Genomic DNA, 19,199 nt, shown 5'->3' with positions numbered 1-19,199 from the left:
ATCGCCTTCAGGGCCGCTTCGCGCCCCAACGGGAGCAAGCTCCCTCGCCACACAAACCTGAACCGGCCTACACCAGTTCCATCTCAACCCGATCCCGCCCGGCCTGCTTCGCCGCATAAACCCCCGAGTCAGCGCGCAGCAGCAAGGCATCAGCCCCCTCCCCGGAACGCCAACTGGCGATACCAAAGCTGGCAGTTACCGTGCCCATGTCGTCGATCGGCGTATTGCGCAAGCTCTGCCATAGCTCGACGGCCAACGTATGGGCATGCTGCCCGTCGGTGTCCGGACACAACACCATGAATTCCTCGCCTCCCAGGCGACAGAACACATCGGTGCGCCGCAAGCGTTGGCGAATGCGCTGACAGATCGCCTGCAACACCCGATCGCCTGCCGCATGGCCGTACACATCATTGATGCGCTTGAAGTGATCGATATCCAGCATGATCACCGCCAAGCCCCCGATACCTCGCTCGACCCGGGCCATTTCCATGGTCAGCCGCTCCTGGAAATAGCGTCGATTGTGAATGCCGGTCAGCGAGTCGGTCACCGACAAGGCGCGAAGCTCTTCCTCGACCCGCTTGAGGTCGGAAATATCCGAAATGTAGCCATGCCACAACACTCCGCCGCCGGGCAATTCTTCCGGCGTTGCCTCACCGCGTACCCAACGCAGACCACGGACCGGCAACTGAACGCGGTACTCTTCGCGCCACGGGCTGAGCTTTAACGAAGAGACCCGGATCGAGGCACGCACCCGAGCGACGTCCTGCGGATGGATCCGCTCGAAAATGGCCTCGGCGTTCTGTTGCAGCACGTCCGGGTCGATTTCGTAAATATCGCGAATGCCATCACTGGCATAGATCACACTGAAGCGCCCGTCTGCCGCCATCTTGAATTGATAAATGCCGCCCGGCACATGAGCGCTGAGTTTCTTGAGCAGTAAATCGCGCGCGGCCAACGCTTCATGCACGCGTTTACTCTCGGTAATGTCGATGCAGATCGCCAGATTCCCGACCCACAGCCCCTGCTCATCAAGCACTGCGGTGGCGAGCATGTTCACCGTCAGATGGCTGCCGTCCTGGCGCACCAAGGTCCATTCACGCGCTTCATGCCCACCCGCTTTGCCACCTTCCACCAGCATCGCCTGACAGCCCGGCACCGGCTTGCAGTAACGCTGACTGAGTTCCACGGCTCGCGCTTCCAGCTCAGCGGGCAGATGCAGACTTTCCAGGGTCGCCTGTCCCAACACATCGACACTGCGATAGCCGAGCATATGCTCGGCACCGGCATTGAACGTTGTGATCACACCGCGCAGGTTGGTGGCAATCACCGCCACTTGGGTCGCCGCGGCCAGCACCCCGCGCAATTGACCATGAGCGCCGCTCAACTCCTGTTCTCGCAGGCGCAACTCGCGGGTACGCTGCTCGACCAGCGCCAGCGCTCGTTGCCGTTGACTGACCAGAATGTAGAGCAAGGCACTGAGCAGCACGCTCAACAGCGTTCCCATCACGATCAGGCTGGCAACCGCCGAATGAGTGGCATGTTCAAACACGCGGCTGGTACGAATATCGAGATCGTAGACATGTTCGCCCAGTCGCAACATCGAGCTGTAATGCAGCGGCTGATTCGCCACCGGGTTGGTAGATTCGTAGAGCGCTTGCGCCTGAGCGCCCTGTGCCCGATCACGAATCTGCACCACAAGGTTGTCCTGCCCGGGCAACGGAAAACCATCGACTACCAACTGACGCATGCTGATCACTGCCAGCACATAACCAAGGGGCGTAGCGTCATGAGCTGACGCTGCGGTATCGCGCAAAACCGGCTCGACCAGCAGCACGCCATGGGCATATTCAGGATCGACGCCAATCAGCAGCGTGGGCTCGGACACCGCCATCGCGTTGAGGGTGCGGGCCCTTTCCAGCGTTGCCCGACGTGTCGGTTCCGAGAGCAAATCAAAACCCAGCGGCGCGGCTTTTGAGCCTAGCGCCTGGCTGTACAACACCGGCGCGTATTCATCGCGCAAGGCGGCAGGTTGCAGCTCTGCGGAAGGTGTCAGATCGCGAATGGAAAATCCTGCTTTACCTTGTTCGCGCACCCGTTGCTCGAACGCGGAACGTTCACTGCGGGCAACCAGCGGCGCCCAGGCGTAGGCCTGAGTCCTGTGCAACAGTGCTTTGGTAAAGCCGTCGAACTCTTCACGGGAAACCGACTCGGAGTTGACGAAGAATCGCCGCAGGCTATCAAGGCGCTGCTCCTGATCGTCGAAACGCTCGGTAATCCGGCTCTTGCGTTCGTTGACCAGCATTTGGAAACGCTGCGCCATCTGCTGATGCTGCGCATTGAAGCTGGCCCAGGCGAGCAGCCCCGTCAGTACGCCGCCGGCCAGCAACACCAGCAGCGCAATGAGCCAGGCCGAAACATCTTCACTGATCAAGCCCAGGATCTTGGGTCGTACGGCGTGCAACGGCATAAGCGAAACTCAAAACGCCGGCGTGCTTAGGCGTCACCTTGGCTTTGAGTGAAGTTATAGCTATTAGCCATTAGATTAGCCAGCGCAAAAACACCACAGAACCTCGAAAAATCAAGGCTCTGTGGATCCAATCAGGCCTCAGCGCGCCATGATTTTCCAGGCGCGATGGATCTTGCCGTTGCGGGCAAAGTCCGGGTCGATGGTTTGTGCGGTGATCTCCTCGACGGCATAGCGCGCCGTGAGGTTTTCTTCGAGCTGGAACTTGCGGAAGTTGTTGGAGAAATACAACACACCACCCGGCGCGAGGCGGGCCATGGCCAGGTCCAGCAACTGCACGTGGTCGCGTTGCACGTCGAAGATCCCTTCCATGCGCTTGGAGTTGGAAAAGGTCGGCGGATCGATAAAGATCATGTCGAACTCGTCACGGTTGGCTTCCAGCCAGGCCATCACGTCGCCCTGCTCCAGACGGTTCTTGTCGGAGAAACCGTTCAGCGACAGGTTGCGACGCGCCCAATCCAGATAGGTTTTCGACAGGTCGACACTGGTGGTGCTGCGTGCACCGCCCTTGGCCGCGTGAACGCTGGCGGTTGCGGTGTAGCAATACAGGTTGAGGAAGCGCTTGCCGGCCGCCTCTTTCTGAATCCGCAGACGCATTGGACGGTGATCCAGGAACAGGCCGGTGTCGAGGTAGTCGGTCAGGTTGACCAGCAACTTCACGCCGCCTTCGTTCACCTCGGTGAACTTGCCCTGCGCGCTCTGGCGCTCGTACTGCTTGGTGCCGCTCTGACGCTCGCGACGTTTGACGACCACGCGGTTTTTGTCGATGTTCAAGGCCTGCGGAATGGCTGCCAGCGCATCGAACATCCGTGCCGAGGCTTTTTCCGGATCAATCGATTTCGGCGCCGCATATTCCTGAACATGGACCCAGTCGTGATACAGGTCGATGGCCATGGAGTATTCCGGCATGTCGGCATCGTAGACACGGTAGCAGTCGATACCTTCACGCTTGACCCACTTGCCCAGCGCCTTGAGGTTTTTTTGCAGGCGGTTGGCAAACATCTGCCCGCCTTCGCTCAGACGTGGCTGTTCAATAACGGGAGCCGGCGCCGGTGCAGGTTTGATCGGGTTGCCGTTCTTGTTGTACTGGCGCTCTTGCGGCTCGGCCGGCGACTGATCGTAGGCCGCCTGCTCACGTTCGGCCTGACGCTGCTCCGGGGTACGACGCTCCCCTGTGACGAACTGGTCCGGCAGTACTTTGATCAACAGCAATTTGCACGGCAAGGCGCCGTTCCAGAACGAATACTGTTTGTGGCTGCGAATCCCCATGCGCTTGCCCAGGTCCGGTGCGCCGGTGAACACCGCCGCTTCCCAGTTCAGGCAGGCCTGACGCAGACGCTCGCCGAGGTTCTGGTAGAGATAGAGCAAGCTTGCCTCGTCGCCCAGACGCTCGCCGTACGGAGGGTTGCAGATCACCAGGCCTTTCTGGTTCTGGTCCGGGCGCGGCTCGAAGGTTGCGACTTCACCCTGGTAGATCTTGATCCACTCACTCAGGCCTGCGCGCTCGACGTTATTGCGGCCCGGTTGAATCAGCCGTGGGTCGGCTTCGTAACCGCGAATCCACAGCGGCGGCTTGGCCAGGCCGGCAGCGGCGCGGGCGACGGCTTCTTCGTGAAGTTTCTTCCACAGCGCCGGCACATGACCGAGCCAGGCGGTGAAGCCCCACTGCTCGCGACGCAGGTTCGGCGCCATGTCGGCGGCGATCATCGCGGCTTCGACGAGGAATGTACCGACACCGCACATCGGGTCAGCCAGGGCGCCGCCTTCAGCCGCAATGCGCGGCCAGCCGGAGCGGATCAGAATCGCTGCCGCGAGGTTTTCCTTCAGCGGTGCCGCCCCTTGCTGCAGGCGGTAACCACGCTGGTGCAGGCTGTGGCCGGAGAGATCGAGGGACAGAATCGCTTCGCCACGGTCCAGGCGCAGGTGAATGCGCAGGTCCGGATTGAGCTTGTCGATGGACGGACGCTCACCCGATGGAGTGCGCAGCTTGTCGACGATGGCGTCCTTCACTTTCAGGGCGCCAAAGTGCGTGTTGTCGATGCCCGAGCCGTGACCGCTGAATTCGACGGCCAGGGTGCCGTCATTGAGCATGTGGTCTTGCCACTCGATATCCAGCACGCCGTGGTACAGGTCTTCGGCATCCTTCATCGGAAAACGCTTGAGCACCAGCAGCACCCGGTTAGCCAGACGCGACCACAGGCACAAGCGATAAGCCGTTTCCATGTCGGCCATGCCGCGCACAGCCGACGTGTGCTCGCGCGCTTCCTCAAGGCCAAGCCCGACGGCTTCCTCGATCAGCAGGCCTTCGAGGCCCTTGGGGCAAGTGAGGAAGAGTTCGTAACGATCCGACATGGGAGTTCCAGGGCCTTTAGCAATAAGTGAACGGGCAACGCATTGACCGCTCGGTTTTCAATCAAGCGCTTTTCTTGAAGAGCGCTCGCGTGGCACGAAAGTGTGCCGCCCCACCCTGGCCGCTCACCCAACCAACCGGTTGAATGAGCTTAGATGCCAGGGCAGATAAAAAATTCTGTGCAACAAAATGTCATAACTCGACCCTTCGTCGAATAGTACCCGAGTGCAACGGGTGGACATTTTTACTCAATCATTAGCCTCATCATCCAGTGAAAGGCTGATCATAGCGAGCTTTGGTCAATGAACACGGGAATTACATCGTGTTACTTATGGCCTTAGCATCATTATCGTTACGTCCTTATGACAAAACGATCATTCCCTCGATGTGACGCATTGGTTAGAACTCAACACAGGTTGACGCCGCAACGACGTCAACACCTTGGCTCGTGACGCCGGCAGCGAGCCACCAACGGCAGAAATTTTTCTGCCTGACCTCAATCGAGGTCGACGCGACAAATACAGTCAACAAGTGAGGGAAACACCCTATGAGAAGACTTAAGCGTGATCCGTTGGAAAGAGCATTTTTGCGCGGATATCAATATGGCGTTGGTGGAAAATCCCGTGAGCTTTGCCCCTTTACTCTACCGTCGGTACGCCAAGCCTGGATCAACGGCTGGCGAGAAGGACGCGGCGACAACTGGGACGGTATGACCGGCACTGCGGGAATCCATAGACTCAACGAACTTCACGCCGTCGGCTAAAACAGGGCACACACTCCGACACGAAAATCTGAATATGTAACGACTTAACCACGCACGTCCTCTCCGGACGGCGGGCTTCGGCCCAGGGGCTCCTTCGAGGAGCCCTTTTTTATTCCTGCAATCAACTCAAAACCAACGATGAAATACTGTGTGGCGAGGGAGCTTGCTCCCGCTGGGCAGCGAAGCGGCCCCTATCCAGACACCGCGTTATTCCTGATGCACCGCATTTGCTGATTTTAGGGCCGCTTCGCGCCCCAGCGGGAGCAAGCTCCCTCGCCACAAAGGCCTCTCGCCACGTGGGTTGGGGTTATCTCAGGGCGGCGATGGCATCCACCGATTCGCGAATCAACGCAGGGCCTTTGTAAATGAAGCCAGAGTAGAGCTGCACCAGACTGGCGCCCGCAGCGATTTTCTCAGCCGCGTGCTTGCCTTCGGTAATACCGCCCACCGCGATGATCGGCAAACGCCCGGCCAACTCGGCTGCCAACACCTTGACCGTGTGAGTGCTCTTGTCGCGCACCGGAGCGCCGGACAAGCCGCCCGCCTCGTCACCGTATTCCATGCCTTCGACGCCTACGCGGCTCAGGGTGGTGTTGGTCGCAATCACCGCGTCCATCCCGGTGTCGATCAGCGCTTGTGCCACCTGAACGGTTTCTTCGTCAGTCATGTCCGGTGCAATCTTGATCGCCAGCGGTACACGCTTGCCGTGGCGTTGAGCCAGATCTTCCTGACGCTGACGCAAGGCTTCGAGCAGTTGCTTGAGCGAATCACCAAATTGCAGGCTGCGCAGGCCCGGGGTGTTCGGCGAGCTGACGTTGACCGTCACGTAACTGGCGTGGGCGTAAACCTTGTCCAGGCAGATCAGGTAGTCGTCGACCGCACGCTCAACCGGCGTATCGAAGTTCTTGCCGATGTTGATCCCCAGCACGCCCTTGTATTTGGCCGCTGCCACACGCGCCAGCAGATGATCGACGCCGAGGTTGTTGAACCCCATGCGGTTGATGATCGCCTCGGCTTGCGGCAAGCGGAAAATCCGTGGCTTTGGATTGCCCGGTTGCGGACGCGGGGTGATGGTGCCGATTTCAACGAAGCCAAAACCCAATTGCGCAAACCCATCGATCGCTGCGCCGTTCTTGTCCAGACCGGCCGCCAGCCCCACCGGATTCGGGAAGTCCAGGCCCATGACATTCACTGGCAACTGCGCTGGCGCCTTGCACAGCAAGCCATTGAGACCCAAACGCCCACCTGCGCCGATCAGGTCCAGGGACAGATCGTGGGAGGTTTCCGGGGAGAGTTTGAACAACAGTTGGCGGGCCAGGGTATACATGGGCGGATTTGACTCGGTTGGCGGCGAAATAAGGCGGCGATTATAGCCGTGCATCGGGGTCGCAAGCGAGGTGCGTGATGAAATCAGCCATCAGTGCAGGCCGTGTGAAAACGTAGCGAGCGAAGGCAAGACAAGGCAAAAACAGGCGAGGAAGCGGAGTTTACGGGTTGTAAATGAGCATTCCGAGCCTGTTTTTAACGCAGGATTGTCGAGTGCAGTAGTTTTCACACGGCCTGCATGGCATATGCCTTGCACTGGTACTCACATCGGCACCCATGCCAATGGCGGGATGCGTGCCAGGTAACGATTAAAAAGGACAACGGCGTCGTCACCTGGCCTGGTTTGCACTTGGGGCCTGGGTACGGCGCTTTTTTCATGCAAGGTGCTTATGTGATGACTGAACCTGAAGCAGGACCGCTGGCCTGGGTCAATGGCAGCGATGCCCCGGAAAAGACCGCGATCAACCTCGGTTTCATGGCCCTGAGCGACTGCGCATCCGTGGTGGTTGCGGCGACTCAGGGCTTCGCCCAACCCTACGGGTTGACCCTGAACCTCAAGCGCCAGTCGTCGTGGGCCAACCTGCGGGACAAACTGGTCAGCGGTGAACTGGATGCCGCCCACAGCCTCTATGGTTTGATCTATGCGGTGCATCTGGGCATCGGCGGCGTCGCCGCGACGGACATGGCCGTGCTGATGGGGCTGAACCAGAACGGCCAGAGCATCAACCTTTCTCATGGCCTGCAAGCGCTGGGCGTGACCGGTCCTGAAGCGCTGGAACGTCACGTGCACCAAAGTCGCCCAAAACTCACCTTCGCCCAGACCTTCCCCACTGGCACCCACGCCATGTGGTTGTATTACTGGCTGGCGAGCCAGGGCATCCATCCGTTGCAGGATGTCGACAGCGTCGTGGTGCCACCGCCACAAATGGTCGCGCACTTGCAGGCCGGACGGATCGACGGTTTCTGCGTCGGCGAACCCTGGAGCGCCAGTGCGGTGAAGCAGAACCTCGGCTTCACCCTGGCGACAAGCCAGACCATCTGGCCCGACCACCCGGAAAAAGTCCTCGGCTGCACCCGCGCCTTCGTCGAGCAATACCCGAACACCGCACGGGCACTGGTCATGGCGATCCTGGAGGCCAGTCGCTTCATCGAGCAAAGTACCGAAAACCGCCGCAGCACCGCGCAACTATTGAGTGCTGCCGAATACCTGGATGCACCGCTCGACTGCATCGAACCGCGCTTGCTGGGCGATTATGCCGACGGCCTGGGCAATCGCTGGCAGGACCCTCACGCGTTGCGCTTCCATGGCGGTGGCGACGTCAACCTGCCGTACCTTTCCGACGGCATGTGGTTCATGACTCAATTCCGGCGCTGGGGCCTGCTGCGCGAAGACCCGGACTATCTGCAGGTGGCGCGTCAGGTCCAGCAACTTGGTGTCTATCGCGATGCCGCCAGTGCGCTGGGCATCGCGGCCCGGGATCAGGAAATGCGCAGCAGCCAGTTGATCGACGGTAAAATATGGAATGGCTCGGACCCGGCGGCGTATGCCCGCAGCTTCAAGCTGCACGCCATGGCCGACACCCCCGCTCTTCTCGCCCGCCGCTGACAGGAGGCTGCAAATATGTTGCGTATCCTGCTGATCAACGACACCGCGAAAAAGGTCGGGCGGCTCAAGGCCGCGCTGACCGAAGCCGGGTTTGAGGTGATCGATGAATCAGGCCTGACCATCGACCTGCCTGCGCGCGTCGAAACGGTGCGTCCGGACGTGATCCTGATCGATACCGAGTCACCGAGCCGTGATGTGCTGGAGCAAGTGGTGCTGGTCAGCCGCGACCAGCCACGGCCCATCGTGATGTTCACCGACGAGCACGACCCGGACGTGATGCGCCAGGCAATCAAGTCCGGCGTCAGCGCCTACATCGTCGAAGGCATTCATGCCGCGCGCCTGCAACCGATCCTCGACGTGGCCATGGCACGCTTTGAAAGCGATCAGGCCTTGCGTGCCCAACTCCAGGCCCGCGACCAGCAACTGGCCGAGCGCAAGCGCATTGAACTGGCCAAGGGCTTGCTGATGAAAATGAAGGACTGCAATGAAGAACAGGCCTACACCCTGATGCGCCGCCAGGCCATGAGCCGTCAGCAGAAGCTGATCCAGGTGGCCGAACAGATCATTGCCATGAGCGAATTGCTGGGCTGAGCCGACCTTTGTGGCGAGGGAGCTTGCTCCCGCTGGGGTGCGAAGCGCCCCCCCCAAAAACCCGCCAGCGCATAGTGTCAGTTAAAGCCCGTCAGCCAGATCACGACTGATCCGCCCGAGCGCGGACCGGCCGACGGGAGCAAGCTCCCTCGCCACAATAGCTAGTTATTGGCACAGATCTCGCTAGGTAAACCACACAGGTAACCAACGGCGGTTGCCCCACCTACGACAAAGACGTCGCATACCCCTTTCGCGCAAGTGCAGCGGGTTGCGGCGTTTTTTCGTTTTGGCCCCACAGCCCGGGGCCGGTGGTGCGGCCGTCGCGGCGCGCCACCGCAAAGCTCATGACTCCCTTCGAGACTCTTCACAGCTGAGGTGCGCGATGAATTCAAGCTTCTGGAAATCCGGCCATACCCCGACACTCTTCTCGGCCTTTCTGTATTTCGACCTGAGCTTCATGGTCTGGTACCTGCTGGGTCCACTGGCAGTGCAAATCGCCGCCGACTTGCACCTGACCACCCAGCAACGCGGGCTCGTGGTGGCCACGCCGATTCTGGCCGGGGCGTTCCTGCGCTTCGTGATGGGACTGCTGGCAGATCGTCTGTCACCGAAAACCGCCGGGCTGATCGGTCAAGTGATCGTGATTTGCGCCCTGTTTGGCGCCTGGAAGCTGGGCATCCACAGCTACGAACAAGCGCTGCTGCTGGGCCTGTTCCTCGGCATGGCCGGCGCCTCGTTCGCGGTCGCCCTGCCCCTGGCCTCGCAGTGGTATCCGCCACAGCATCAAGGCAAGGCGATGGGCATCGCCGGTGCGGGCAACTCGGGCACGGTATTCGCTGCGCTGATCGCCCCGATGCTGGCGGCCTCGTTTGGCTGGAGCAACGTCTTTGGCTTTGCACTGATCCCGCTGATCCTGACGCTGATTATCTTCGCCTGGCTGGCGAAAAACGCACCTGAACGGCCGAAAGCCAAATCCATGACTGACTACTTCAAGGCCCTCGGTGACCGCGACAGCTGGTGGTTCATGTTTTTCTACAGCGTGACCTTCGGCGGCTTCATCGGCCTGGCCAGCGCCCTGCCCGGCTACTTCAACGACCAATACGGCCTGAGCCCGGTCACCGCTGGCTACTACACCGCAGCCTGCGTGTTCGGCGGCAGTTTGATGCGGCCACTCGGTGGTGCACTGGCGGATCGTTTCGGTGGCATTCGCACCTTGCTGGTGATGTACACGCTGGCCGCGACCTGCATTGCTGCCGTGGGTTTCAACCTGCCCAGCTCTTACGCTGCGCTGGCACTGTTCGTCTGCACCATGCTCGGCCTTGGCGCGGGTAACGGTGCGGTGTTCCAGCTGGTGCCACAACGCTTTCGCCGCGAAATCGGCGTGATGACCGGGTTGATCGGCATGGCAGGCGGCATCGGTGGTTTCGCCCTCGCGGCAGGCATGGGTGCGATCAAGCAGAGCACCGGCAGCTATCAACTGGCTTTGTGGTTGTTCGCCAGCCTCGGTGTCCTGGCCTGGTTTGGCCTGCACGGGGTCAAGCGCCGCTGGAGAACCACCTGGGGTTCGGCTGCTGTGACCGCCGCGCGGGTATGATGCGCCAATGAGCCTGCAATTGAGCTTCGCCGAGGCCAGCGCCATCGGCCCACGGGACGAAAACCAGGACGCCCTGCGCCTGGTCACGCCCGCCGCTGAACTGGCGGCGAGCAAGGGGTTTCTGTTCGCCATCGCCGACGGCGTCAGTCAATGCGCCGATGGCGGGCTCGCAGCCAGGGCAACCTTGCAGGCCTTGGCCCTCGATTACTACGCCACGCCGCAAACCTGGGCTGTGGCGCAAGCGCTGGACCGTCTGCTGCTGGCGCAGAATCGCTGGTTGCAGGCCAATGGCGGCGGCCAGCCATTGCTCACCACCGTCAGCGCGCTGGTGCTGCGCGGTCGTCGCTTCACGTTGGCGCATGTTGGCGATTGTCGGGTGTATCGCTGGCACGCCGACCAGTTGCAGCGCATCACTGAGGACCACGTCTGGGAACAACCGGGCATGCAGCATGTGCTCAAGCGCGCATTGGGACTGGATCAGCATCTGGTGCTGGACTTTCTCGATGGTGAATTGCGCGCCGGTGAGAGCTTCGTCCTGCTGAGCGACGGCGTTTGGGCGACGCTGGGCGACACCGCCATCGCGGCCATTCTGCGCGATCAACCCGACCTAGACAGCGCGGCGCAAACTCTGGTCAACGCCGCTCACCTGGCCGGCAGTCAGGACAACGCCAGCGCGCTGCTGGTACGAGTCGACGCCCTTGGCGAAACGAGCATCGGCGATACGCTGATCCAGCTGCAGCAATGGCCATTGCCACCGCCGCTCAAACCCGGTCAGGCCTTCGAGGGCTGGCACGTCGAGAGGCTGCTCGGGCAAAGTCAGCAGTCACTGATTTACCGTGTTCGTGATGGGCAGCAACAGCCCTGGCTACTGAAGACGCTTCCCTCATCGTTGAACAACGACACCACGGCCGCCCAGGCGCTGCTCTCTGAAGAGTGGTTTCTCAAGCGCGTTGCCGGTCGAAGCTTTCCGGAAGTTCACCCGGCGGCGCAACGTCAGCACCTGTATTACGTGATGCGCGAGTATCCGGGGGTGACCCTGGCCGAGCTGTTCGCGCAAAACGGCCCGTTGCCGCTGCCCCAATGGCAACAACTGGCCGAACGTTTGCTGCGGGCGGTGGGCATGCTGCATCGGCGGCAGATCTTCCATCGCGACATCAAACCGGAAAACCTGCTGCTGTCTGAGGACGGTGAGTTACGGCTGCTGGATTTCGGCCTGGCATACTGCACCGGTTTATCCGAAGACCAATCGAACGCGCTGCCGGGCACCCCGAGTTATATCGCCCCGGAAGCGTTCAACGGGAGTCCACCGACACCGCAACAGGATCTGTATGCCGTCGGCGTGACGCTTTATTACCTGGCCACCGGGCATTATCCCTACGGCGAAATCGAAGCCTTTCAACGTCCGCGCTTTGGCCTGCCAATCAACGCCAATCGTTATCGGCCGGATTTACCCGACTGGCTGGGACAAAGCCTGGAGCGTGCGGTGTGCGCCGACCCGGCGCAACGCTATGAAACGGCGGAGGAATGGTTGCTGCTGCTGGAACAAGGCGAACGGCGCAGTTTGAGTGTACGGCCCAGGCCGTTGCTGGAACGTGAACCGTTGAAGGTGTGGCGGACGTTGGCGCTGGTGTCGTTGTTGATCAATCTGGTGTTGCTGTATCTGCTGCTCCATTCCTGAGTCAAACACGACTCCCTGTGGCGAGGGGGCTTGTCGGAACGCCGCACCGCCCCGTTCGAGTGCGCAGCACTCGTAAAACCTGAGACCGTGGCCTGCCTGAAACACCGCGATTGAAGGTTTGAGGGTCGCTTCGCAACCCAACGGGGGCAAGCCCCCTCGCCACAGGCCCTCACCGCGCCATGACTGTGCGACGCGCCTTGAATTGGTGCAGAAACGTAAGACACATACTGACTGACAGCGCCCGCGCCCCAACAAAACCGCGCCCTCCCCCGATTTGGCACGACCACTGCATTACCTTTTCCAACAGACATAAAGCCCGGCCTTCAACGACGAAGGGTGTGCTTCCCGAGAGAACGGGACCAGGACAAAGGCGTCCTCGCTAGGTAACTAGCGGGACGCCTTTTTTTGTTTGCGCAAAATTTGTCGAGCCAGCCTGACCGCCCTGATGAGGCAAGCCTGAGCTCCCCGGAGAACCTGATGAAAAAACTAAAACTGGTGATGATCGGCAATGGCATGGCCGGGGTTCGCACCCTGGAAGAATTGCTCAAGCTGAGCAGCGAGCTGTATGACATCACGGTCTTCGGCGCCGAGCCTCATACCAACTACAACCGCATTCTTCTCTCGCCGGTGCTGGCAGGTGAGCAGACCTTTGAAGAGATCGTGCTCAACGATCTTGATTGGTACCTGGAAAACAACATCAAACTGCTGCTCAACCGCAAGGTAGTGGAAATCGACCGGGTCAAACGCCGGGTCATCGCCGAAGACGGCAGCGAAGCCGAATACGACCGGCTGCTGATCGCTACCGGCTCGACGCCGTTTATCCTGCCGATTCCGGGCAATACCCTGGAAGGCGTCATCGGTTACCGCGACATCGCCGACACCCAGGTCATGATCGACACCGCCAAGACCCACAAGCACGCGGTAGTCATCGGCGGCGGCCTGCTCGGCCTTGAAGCGGCCAATGGGCTGATGCTGCGCGGCATGCACGTGACCGTGGTGCACCTCGGCGAGTGGTTGCTGGAGCGGCAACTGGACAAAACCAGCGGCCAGTTGCTGCAAACCGCCCTGGAAGGACGCGGCTTGCACTTTCGCCTGTGCGAACAGACCCAGGCCCTGCACGACGCCGGCAATGGCCGGGTCGGCTCGGTGCAGTTCAAGAACGGCGACATCATTCCCGCTGACCTGGTGGTGATGGCTGCCGGCATTCGCCCCAATACCGAACTCGCGGAAAAATCCGGCATCCCGTGCAACCGCGGGATTCTGGTCAACGACACCCTGCAAACCTATGACCCGCGCATCTATGCGATCGGCGAATGCGCCAGTCACCGCGGCATCGCCTACGGCCTGGTAGCGCCACTGTTCGAGCAGGCCAAGGTCTGCGCCAACCACTTGGCGCAACTGGGGTTTGCCCGCTATTCGGGCTCGGTGACCTCGACCAAATTGAAAGTCACCGGCATCGATCTGTTCTCCGCTGGCGACTTCATGGGCGGCGAAGGCACCGAAACCATCACCCTCTCCGACCCGATCGGCGGGGTCTATAAAAAACTGGTGATCAAGGATGACGTGCTGGTCGGTGCCTGTCTGTACGGCGACACCGCGGATGGCGGCTGGTATTTCCGGCAGATTCGCGAGAACCACGCCATCGGCGAGATCCGCGATCACCTGATGTTCGGCGAAAACGCTCTGGGGGATGTAGGCCATCAAGGCCAGGACAAAGCCATGAGCATGGCTGATAACGCCGAAGTCTGCGGTTGCAATGGCGTCTGCAAGGGCACCATCGTCAAGGCGATTCAGGAACACGGGCTGTTCAGCGTCGATGAGGTCAAGAAACACACCAAAGCGGCCAGCTCCTGCGGCTCCTGCGCCGGATTGGTGGAACAGATCCTGATCAACACCGTCGGCGGCGCGGCGGACGTCAAACCGAAAAGTGAAAAAGCCATCTGCGGTTGCAGCGACCTCAACCACGGACAGATCCGCCAGGCGATCCGCGAAGAGCATCTGCTGACCATCGCCGGGACCATGAGCTACCTGAACTGGCGCACCCCGAATGGCTGCGCCACCTGCCGCCCGGCGCTCAATTACTACCTGATTTCCACATGGCCAGGCGAGGCCAAGGACGATCCGCAATCACGGCTGATCAACGAACGGGCCCACGCCAACATCCAGAAAGACGGCACGTACTCTGTAGTCCCACGGATGTGGGGCGGTGTGACCAATCCTTCGGAGCTGCGGCGTATTGCCGATGTGGCCGACAAGTACAACGTGCCCATGGTCAAGGTCACGGGCGGCCAGCGCATCGACTTGCTGGGGATCAAGAAGCAGGATCTGCCTGGCGTCTGGAAGGACCTCGACATGCCGTCCGGCCATGCCTACGGCAAATCGATCCGCACGGTGAAAACCTGCGTCGGCAGCGAGTTCTGCCGCTTCGGCACGCAAAACTCCACGCAACTGGGCATCGAACTGGAGCATGACCTGTTCAACATGTGGTCGCCGCACAAGGTCAAGCTGGCGGTCTCTGGTTGCCCACGCAACTGCTCGGAAGCCGGGATCAAGGACGTCGGCATCATCGGCGTCGACTCTGGCTGGGAGATGTACATCGGCGGCAACGGCGGGATCAAAACCGAGGTCGCGGAATTCTTCGTCAAACTGAAAACCGCCGAAGAGGTGCGCGAGTACAACGGCGCGTTCCTGCAGCTGTATCGCGAAGAAGCCTTCTACCTCGAGCGCACCGTGCACTACCTGCAACGGGTCGGCATGGAGCACATCAAGAAAGCCGTGCTGGAAGACCCGGAGCGCCGCAAAGCGCTCAACGACCGGCTGCAATTCTCCCTGTCGTTCGAGCAGGACCCATGGAAAGAACGCCTTGAGCAGCCATTGCTGAAGAAGGAGTTCGATGTGATCCCCGTGAAAAACCTGGAGGTGCCGGCATGAACTGGCTGGATATCTGCGCACTCGAAGAAATCAACGCCTTGGGCTCGCGCATCGTCAGCGGCCCCAAAGGTGACATCGCGATTTTTCGCACCAGTGACGACGAGGTTTTCGCTCTCGACGACCGCTGCCCACACAAGGGTGGACCGCTGTCCCAAGGACTGATCTACGGTAAACGCGTCGCCTGCCCGTTGCACAACTGGCAGATCGACCTGGAGTCCGGTCAGGCCCTGGCGCCTGATGTCGGTTGCGCCCATCACCATCCGGCGCGGGTGGAGAACGGTCGGGTCATGCTGGCTCTGCGGGAAGCAGGCTGATGAGCCGCCAGACGACCGCCTCGACCTGCTGTTATTGCGGGGTGGGCTGCGGCGTACTGATCGAGCATGACGGCGAGCAGATCCTCGGCGTCAGCGGCGACCCGACGCACCCGGCCAACTTCGGCAAGCTGTGCAGCAAAGGCTCGACCCTGCACCTCACCGGCGACCTCGCGGCACGGGCGCTGTACCCGGAACTGCGCCTCGGCAAAGGTATGGCCCGCAGCCGTACCGATTGGGACACCGCCCTCGATCACGCCACCAGCGTTTTCGCCGACACCATCGCCGAGCACGGCCCGGACAGTGTGGCGTTCTATATCTCCGGGCAATTGCTGACGGAAGACTATTACGCCTTCAACAAGTTGGCCCGGGCGCTGGTTGGCACCAACAACATCGACAGTAATTCGCGACTCTGCATGTCGTCGGCAGTGGTCGGCTACAAGCGCAGCCTGGGCGCCGACGCCCCGCCATGCAGCTATGAAGACCTTGAGCTGAGCGATTGCGTGATGATTGTCGGCAGCAACATGGCCTACGCCCATCCGGTGCTGTTTCGCCGACTGGAAGAAGCCAAATCCCGCCGACCACAGATGAAAGTCATCGTCATTGATCCTCGACGTACTGACACCTGTGACCTCGCCGACCTGCACCTGGCCATTCTGCCGGGCACCGATGTCGCGCTGTTCCACGGAATTTTGCACCTGCTGTTGTGGGAAGACTGGGTCGACCGTGAGTTCATCAAGGCGCACACCGAAGGCTTGGCCGAGCTGAAAAGCCTGGTACGCGATTACACCCCGCAAATGGTCGCGCAACTTTGCGGGATCAGCGTTGAACAGCTGCAGCAATGCGCCGAGTGGGTCGGCACCTCAAGCAGTTTTCTCTCGCTATGGTGCATGGGGCTGAACCAGTCCACTGCCGGCAGCGCAAAAAACAGTGCACTGATCAACCTGCACCTGGCCACCGGGCAAATCGGTCGGCCGGGCGCCGGCCCCTTCTCGCTTACCGGTCAGCCAAATGCCATGGGCGGGCGCGAAACCGGCAGTTTGTCGAACTTGCTGCCTGGCCATCGCGAAGCAGCCAATGCGCAACATCGCGCCGAAGTGGCGGCTTACTGGGGTGTCGAAAAACTACCTGACACCACAGGGCTAACCGCCATTGAACTGTTCGAACAGGTCCAGAGCGGCAAGATCAAAGCATTGTGGATCGCCTGCACCAACCCTGCGCAGTCGCTGCCGGATCAGCAAACCGTGCGCGCTGCATTGCAGGCTTGCCCATTCGTGGTGCTGCAAGAAGCCTTTCGCACCACCGAAACCGCGCCGTTTGCCGACCTGCTGCTGCCGGCCGCCAGTTGGGGTGAGAAAGAAGGCACGGTGACCAACTCCGAACGGCGGATTTCCCATGTTCGCCGCGCCATCAACGCACCGGGTGAAGCGCGCCCGGACTGGGCGATCACTGTGGATTTCGCACAACGCCTGGAGCGGCGCCTGCGTCCAGGACAGCCCAGCCTGTTTACTTTCGAACAACCGGCGCAGGTCTTCGATGAATACAAACAACTGACACGCGGACGCGATCTGGACCTCTGCGGGATCAGCCATGCGCTGCTCGATCGCCTCGGCCCGCAGCAATGGCCGTTCCCGGACGGCGCCTCGAGCGGAACGCCACGGCTTTACGCGGACGGGATTTTCCCTACCGAGAGCGGCCGTGCACAGTTTGTCGCCGATCCATATCGCGCGGCCAAAGAGCAGCGTGACGCACGCTTTCCGCTGACCCTGATCACCGGGCGCCTGCGCGATCAATGGCACGGCATGAGCCGCACTGGCACGGCTGCACAATTGTTCGGCCACGTCAGCGAAGCCCTGCTGAGCCTGCACCCTGATGAACTGCGTCGCTATCGACTGCAGACCGGCGATCTGGTCAACCTCAAAAGCCGTCGAGGCAGCGTGATCGTTGCGGTCGGCAGTGATGACAGTGTGCGCCCGGGCCAGGCGTTTCTGCCGATGCACTGGGGAGACCGTTTCCTCAAGGGTGGCGTCAATACGCTCACGCAGCCGGCATTCGACCCCCTGTCGAAGCAACCCGAACTCAAGCACAGCGGCGTGCGTATCGAGCCGGTAAAGCTGCCATGGCATTTGTTCGCACTGGTTGAGGGCGATGTTCAGCAGCATTTCGAGACCTTACGACCTCTCTGTGAGGACTTTTCCTACGTCAGCCTCAGCTTGGCCGGCCGTGAACGCCCGGCGCTGCTGATACGCGCTGCCAGCGCCCAGGCACCCGACCCGCAGCGGCTGCATGCCATCGATCAGCAACTGGGACTCAACGATGGCCCGGTCCTGGCTTACGACGATCCACGGCGCGCCATTGGCAAACGCGTGCGCATCGAACAGGGCCGGATTACCGCCATTCGCCTGGCCGGTGAAACCCTTGCCCAACACTGGCTGCAAAACCTCTGGCTGGAAGGCCGCGCCGACGAACAACTGCGGCGCTGGCTCTTGGCACCGTTGAGCACACCACCCGGCAGTGCGGGCTCATCCGTCAGCACCACGAAAACTCTGTGCAACTGCAAGAACGTCAGCGAAAGCGCGGTGTGCGCCGGCATTCGCAGTGGCCTGGATTTGCAGGGCCTGAAACAACAACTCGGTTGCGGCACGCAATGCGGTTCCTGTGTCCCGGAAATCAAGCGTCTGTTGGCGGCCAATGTGCAGCCCATCGCAATCACCTTGTGAGGAATAGAACATGAGCGCAAAAGTCTGGTTGGTAGGCGCAGGTCCGGGTGACCCTGAATTGCTGACCCTCAAAGCTGTACGGGCGCTGAACGAAGCCGATGTAGTGCTGATCGATGACCTGGTCAACGACGCAGTGCTGGTGCATTGCCCGCAGGCACGGATCATTGCGGTCGGCAAACGTGGTGGCTGTCGCTCTACTCCGCAGGCATTCATTCATCGCTTGATGCTGCGTTATGCCCGCCAAGGCAAGTGTGTGGTGCGGCTCAAGGGCGGCGATCCGTGCATTTTCGGGCGTGGCGGTGAAGAAGCGCAGTGGCTGCGCGAGCGCGAGATTGAAGTGGAGTTGGTCAATGGCATCACCGCAGGCCTGGCCGGCGCAACGCAATGCGATATTTCCCTGACCCTGCGCGGCGTTGCCCGCGGCGTAACCCTGGTCACCGCGCACACTCAGGACGACAGCGAGCTTAACTGGCGAGCCTTGGCCCAAAGCGGTACGACACTGGTGATTTACATGGGCGTAGCGAAACTGAGCTCAATTGGCGAGCAATTGCTCGCCGGTGGGATGGCGGCTGATACGCCCGTGGCGATGATTGAAAACGCTTCATTGCCTCACCAGCGCGAATGTCGGAGCAACCTGACGGCAATGCAGGAAGCCGCCCACAGCTTCCAACTGAAAAGCCCGGCGATCCTGGTGATCGGTGCGGTGGCTGCCAGTGACAATGCCAAGAGATCGCAGCCTGCAACAGCTTCTAGAGAAGAGTTCTGGAACGCTAACCTGGCGTAAGTGCCCTCAAAGGCTCGGACC

At 60.9% G+C, this 19,199-nt stretch carries 12 protein-coding genes; 9 read left to right on the top strand and 3 right to left on the bottom strand.

Annotated elements, in window-relative coordinates; all coding sequences use genetic code 11:
• Positions 1-67 precede the first annotated feature (67 nt).
• A complete protein-coding gene (locus AABM55_RS09820; protein WP_347929429.1) occupies positions 68-2,467 on the bottom strand; it encodes a diguanylate cyclase in 2,400 nt (799 codons plus the stop codon).
• 138 nt (positions 2,468-2,605) lie between these two features.
• On the bottom strand, positions 2,606-4,876 hold the full coding sequence (gene rlmKL / locus AABM55_RS09815; protein ID WP_054593240.1) for a bifunctional 23S rRNA (guanine(2069)-N(7))-methyltransferase RlmK/23S rRNA (guanine(2445)-N(2))-methyltransferase RlmL: 2,271 nt from the start codon (positions 4,874-4,876) through the stop codon (positions 2,606-2,608).
• A gap of 545 nt (positions 4,877-5,421) precedes the next feature.
• Here rlmKL and AABM55_RS09810 point away from each other — a divergent pair.
• Entirely contained in the window at positions 5,422-5,637 is a 216-nt protein-coding gene (locus AABM55_RS09810; protein WP_003223300.1) for a ribosome modulation factor, read from the top strand.
• Between the two features lie 307 nt (positions 5,638-5,944).
• Here AABM55_RS09810 and AABM55_RS09805 read toward each other — a convergent pair whose 3' ends face one another.
• A complete protein-coding gene (locus tag AABM55_RS09805) occupies positions 5,945-6,964 on the bottom strand; it encodes a quinone-dependent dihydroorotate dehydrogenase (RefSeq protein WP_054593241.1) in 1,020 nt (339 codons plus the stop codon).
• Between the two features lie 393 nt (positions 6,965-7,357).
• Here AABM55_RS09805 and AABM55_RS09800 point away from each other — a divergent pair, with 393 nt between their 5' ends.
• The 8 genes from AABM55_RS09800 (at position 7,358) to cobA (ending at position 19,178) form a co-directional block, all read left to right on the top strand.
• Positions 7,358-8,569 carry a CmpA/NrtA family ABC transporter substrate-binding protein gene (locus AABM55_RS09800; protein ID WP_347929428.1) on the top strand — a complete coding sequence of 404 codons (1,212 nt, stop codon included), beginning with the start codon at positions 7,358-7,360 and terminating at the stop codon, positions 8,567-8,569.
• Positions 8,570-8,584: 15 nt separating this feature from the next.
• Entirely contained in the window at positions 8,585-9,160 is a 576-nt protein-coding gene (locus tag AABM55_RS09795; protein ID WP_145015334.1) for an ANTAR domain-containing response regulator, read from the top strand.
• A gap of 382 nt (positions 9,161-9,542) precedes the next feature.
• Positions 9,543-10,754: a NarK/NasA family nitrate transporter gene (locus AABM55_RS09790; RefSeq protein WP_054593243.1), complete on the top strand. Its 1,212-nt coding sequence runs from the start codon at positions 9,543-9,545 to the stop codon at positions 10,752-10,754.
• Between the two features lie 7 nt (positions 10,755-10,761).
• Positions 10,762-12,432: a bifunctional protein-serine/threonine kinase/phosphatase gene (locus tag AABM55_RS09785; protein WP_347929427.1), complete on the top strand. Its 1,671-nt coding sequence runs from the start codon at positions 10,762-10,764 to the stop codon at positions 12,430-12,432.
• Between the two features lie 477 nt (positions 12,433-12,909).
• A complete protein-coding gene (nirB, locus tag AABM55_RS09780; RefSeq protein ID WP_054593245.1) occupies positions 12,910-15,363 on the top strand; it encodes a nitrite reductase large subunit NirB in 2,454 nt (817 codons plus the stop codon).
• Positions 15,360-15,677, top strand: a complete 318-nt coding sequence (gene nirD, locus AABM55_RS09775; protein WP_054593246.1) for a nitrite reductase small subunit NirD — start codon at positions 15,360-15,362, stop codon at positions 15,675-15,677. Before nirB ends, nirD begins: the two co-directional genes overlap by 4 nt.
• Positions 15,677-18,394 carry a molybdopterin-dependent oxidoreductase gene (locus AABM55_RS09770; RefSeq protein ID WP_347929426.1) on the top strand — a complete coding sequence of 906 codons (2,718 nt, stop codon included), beginning with the start codon at positions 15,677-15,679 and terminating at the stop codon, positions 18,392-18,394. Before nirD ends, AABM55_RS09770 begins: the two co-directional genes overlap by 1 nt.
• A 10-nt stretch (positions 18,395-18,404) precedes the next feature.
• Complete coding sequence (gene cobA / locus AABM55_RS09765; protein WP_054593248.1) at positions 18,405-19,178, top strand: uroporphyrinogen-III C-methyltransferase; 774 nt, start codon at positions 18,405-18,407, stop codon at positions 19,176-19,178.
• Positions 19,179-19,199: the final 21 nt, after the last annotated feature.

The organism is Pseudomonas helvetica, from assembly GCF_039908645.1.
GTDB lineage: Bacteria > Pseudomonadota > Gammaproteobacteria > Pseudomonadales > Pseudomonadaceae > Aquipseudomonas > Aquipseudomonas helvetica.
Note: the sequence above shows the minus strand (reverse complement) of the source record. Positions and strands in the feature narration are given on the sequence as shown.

Bases quoted from the DNA above. Each gene is read 5' to 3' on its own strand.
- AABM55_RS09820 (WP_347929429.1), bottom strand. From the start codon at position 2,467: ATGCCGTTGCACGCCGTACGACCCAAGATCCTGGGCTTGATCAGTGAA.
- rlmKL (WP_054593240.1), bottom strand. From the start codon at position 4,876: ATGTCGGATCGTTACGAACTCTTCCTCACTTGCCCCAAGGGCCTCGAA.
- AABM55_RS09810 (WP_003223300.1), top strand. From the start codon at position 5,422: ATGAGAAGACTTAAGCGTGATCCGTTGGAAAGAGCATTTTTGCGCGGA.
- AABM55_RS09805 (WP_054593241.1), bottom strand. From the start codon at position 6,964: ATGTATACCCTGGCCCGCCAACTGTTGTTCAAACTCTCCCCGGAAACC.
- AABM55_RS09800 (WP_347929428.1), top strand. From the start codon at position 7,358: ATGACTGAACCTGAAGCAGGACCGCTGGCCTGGGTCAATGGCAGCGAT.
- AABM55_RS09795 (WP_145015334.1), top strand. From the start codon at position 8,585: ATGTTGCGTATCCTGCTGATCAACGACACCGCGAAAAAGGTCGGGCGG.
- AABM55_RS09790 (WP_054593243.1), top strand. From the start codon at position 9,543: ATGAATTCAAGCTTCTGGAAATCCGGCCATACCCCGACACTCTTCTCG.
- AABM55_RS09785 (WP_347929427.1), top strand. From the start codon at position 10,762: ATGAGCCTGCAATTGAGCTTCGCCGAGGCCAGCGCCATCGGCCCACGG.
- nirB (WP_054593245.1), top strand. From the start codon at position 12,910: ATGAAAAAACTAAAACTGGTGATGATCGGCAATGGCATGGCCGGGGTT.
- nirD (WP_054593246.1), top strand. From the start codon at position 15,360: ATGAACTGGCTGGATATCTGCGCACTCGAAGAAATCAACGCCTTGGGC.
- AABM55_RS09770 (WP_347929426.1), top strand. From the start codon at position 15,677: ATGAGCCGCCAGACGACCGCCTCGACCTGCTGTTATTGCGGGGTGGGC.
- cobA (WP_054593248.1), top strand. From the start codon at position 18,405: ATGAGCGCAAAAGTCTGGTTGGTAGGCGCAGGTCCGGGTGACCCTGAA.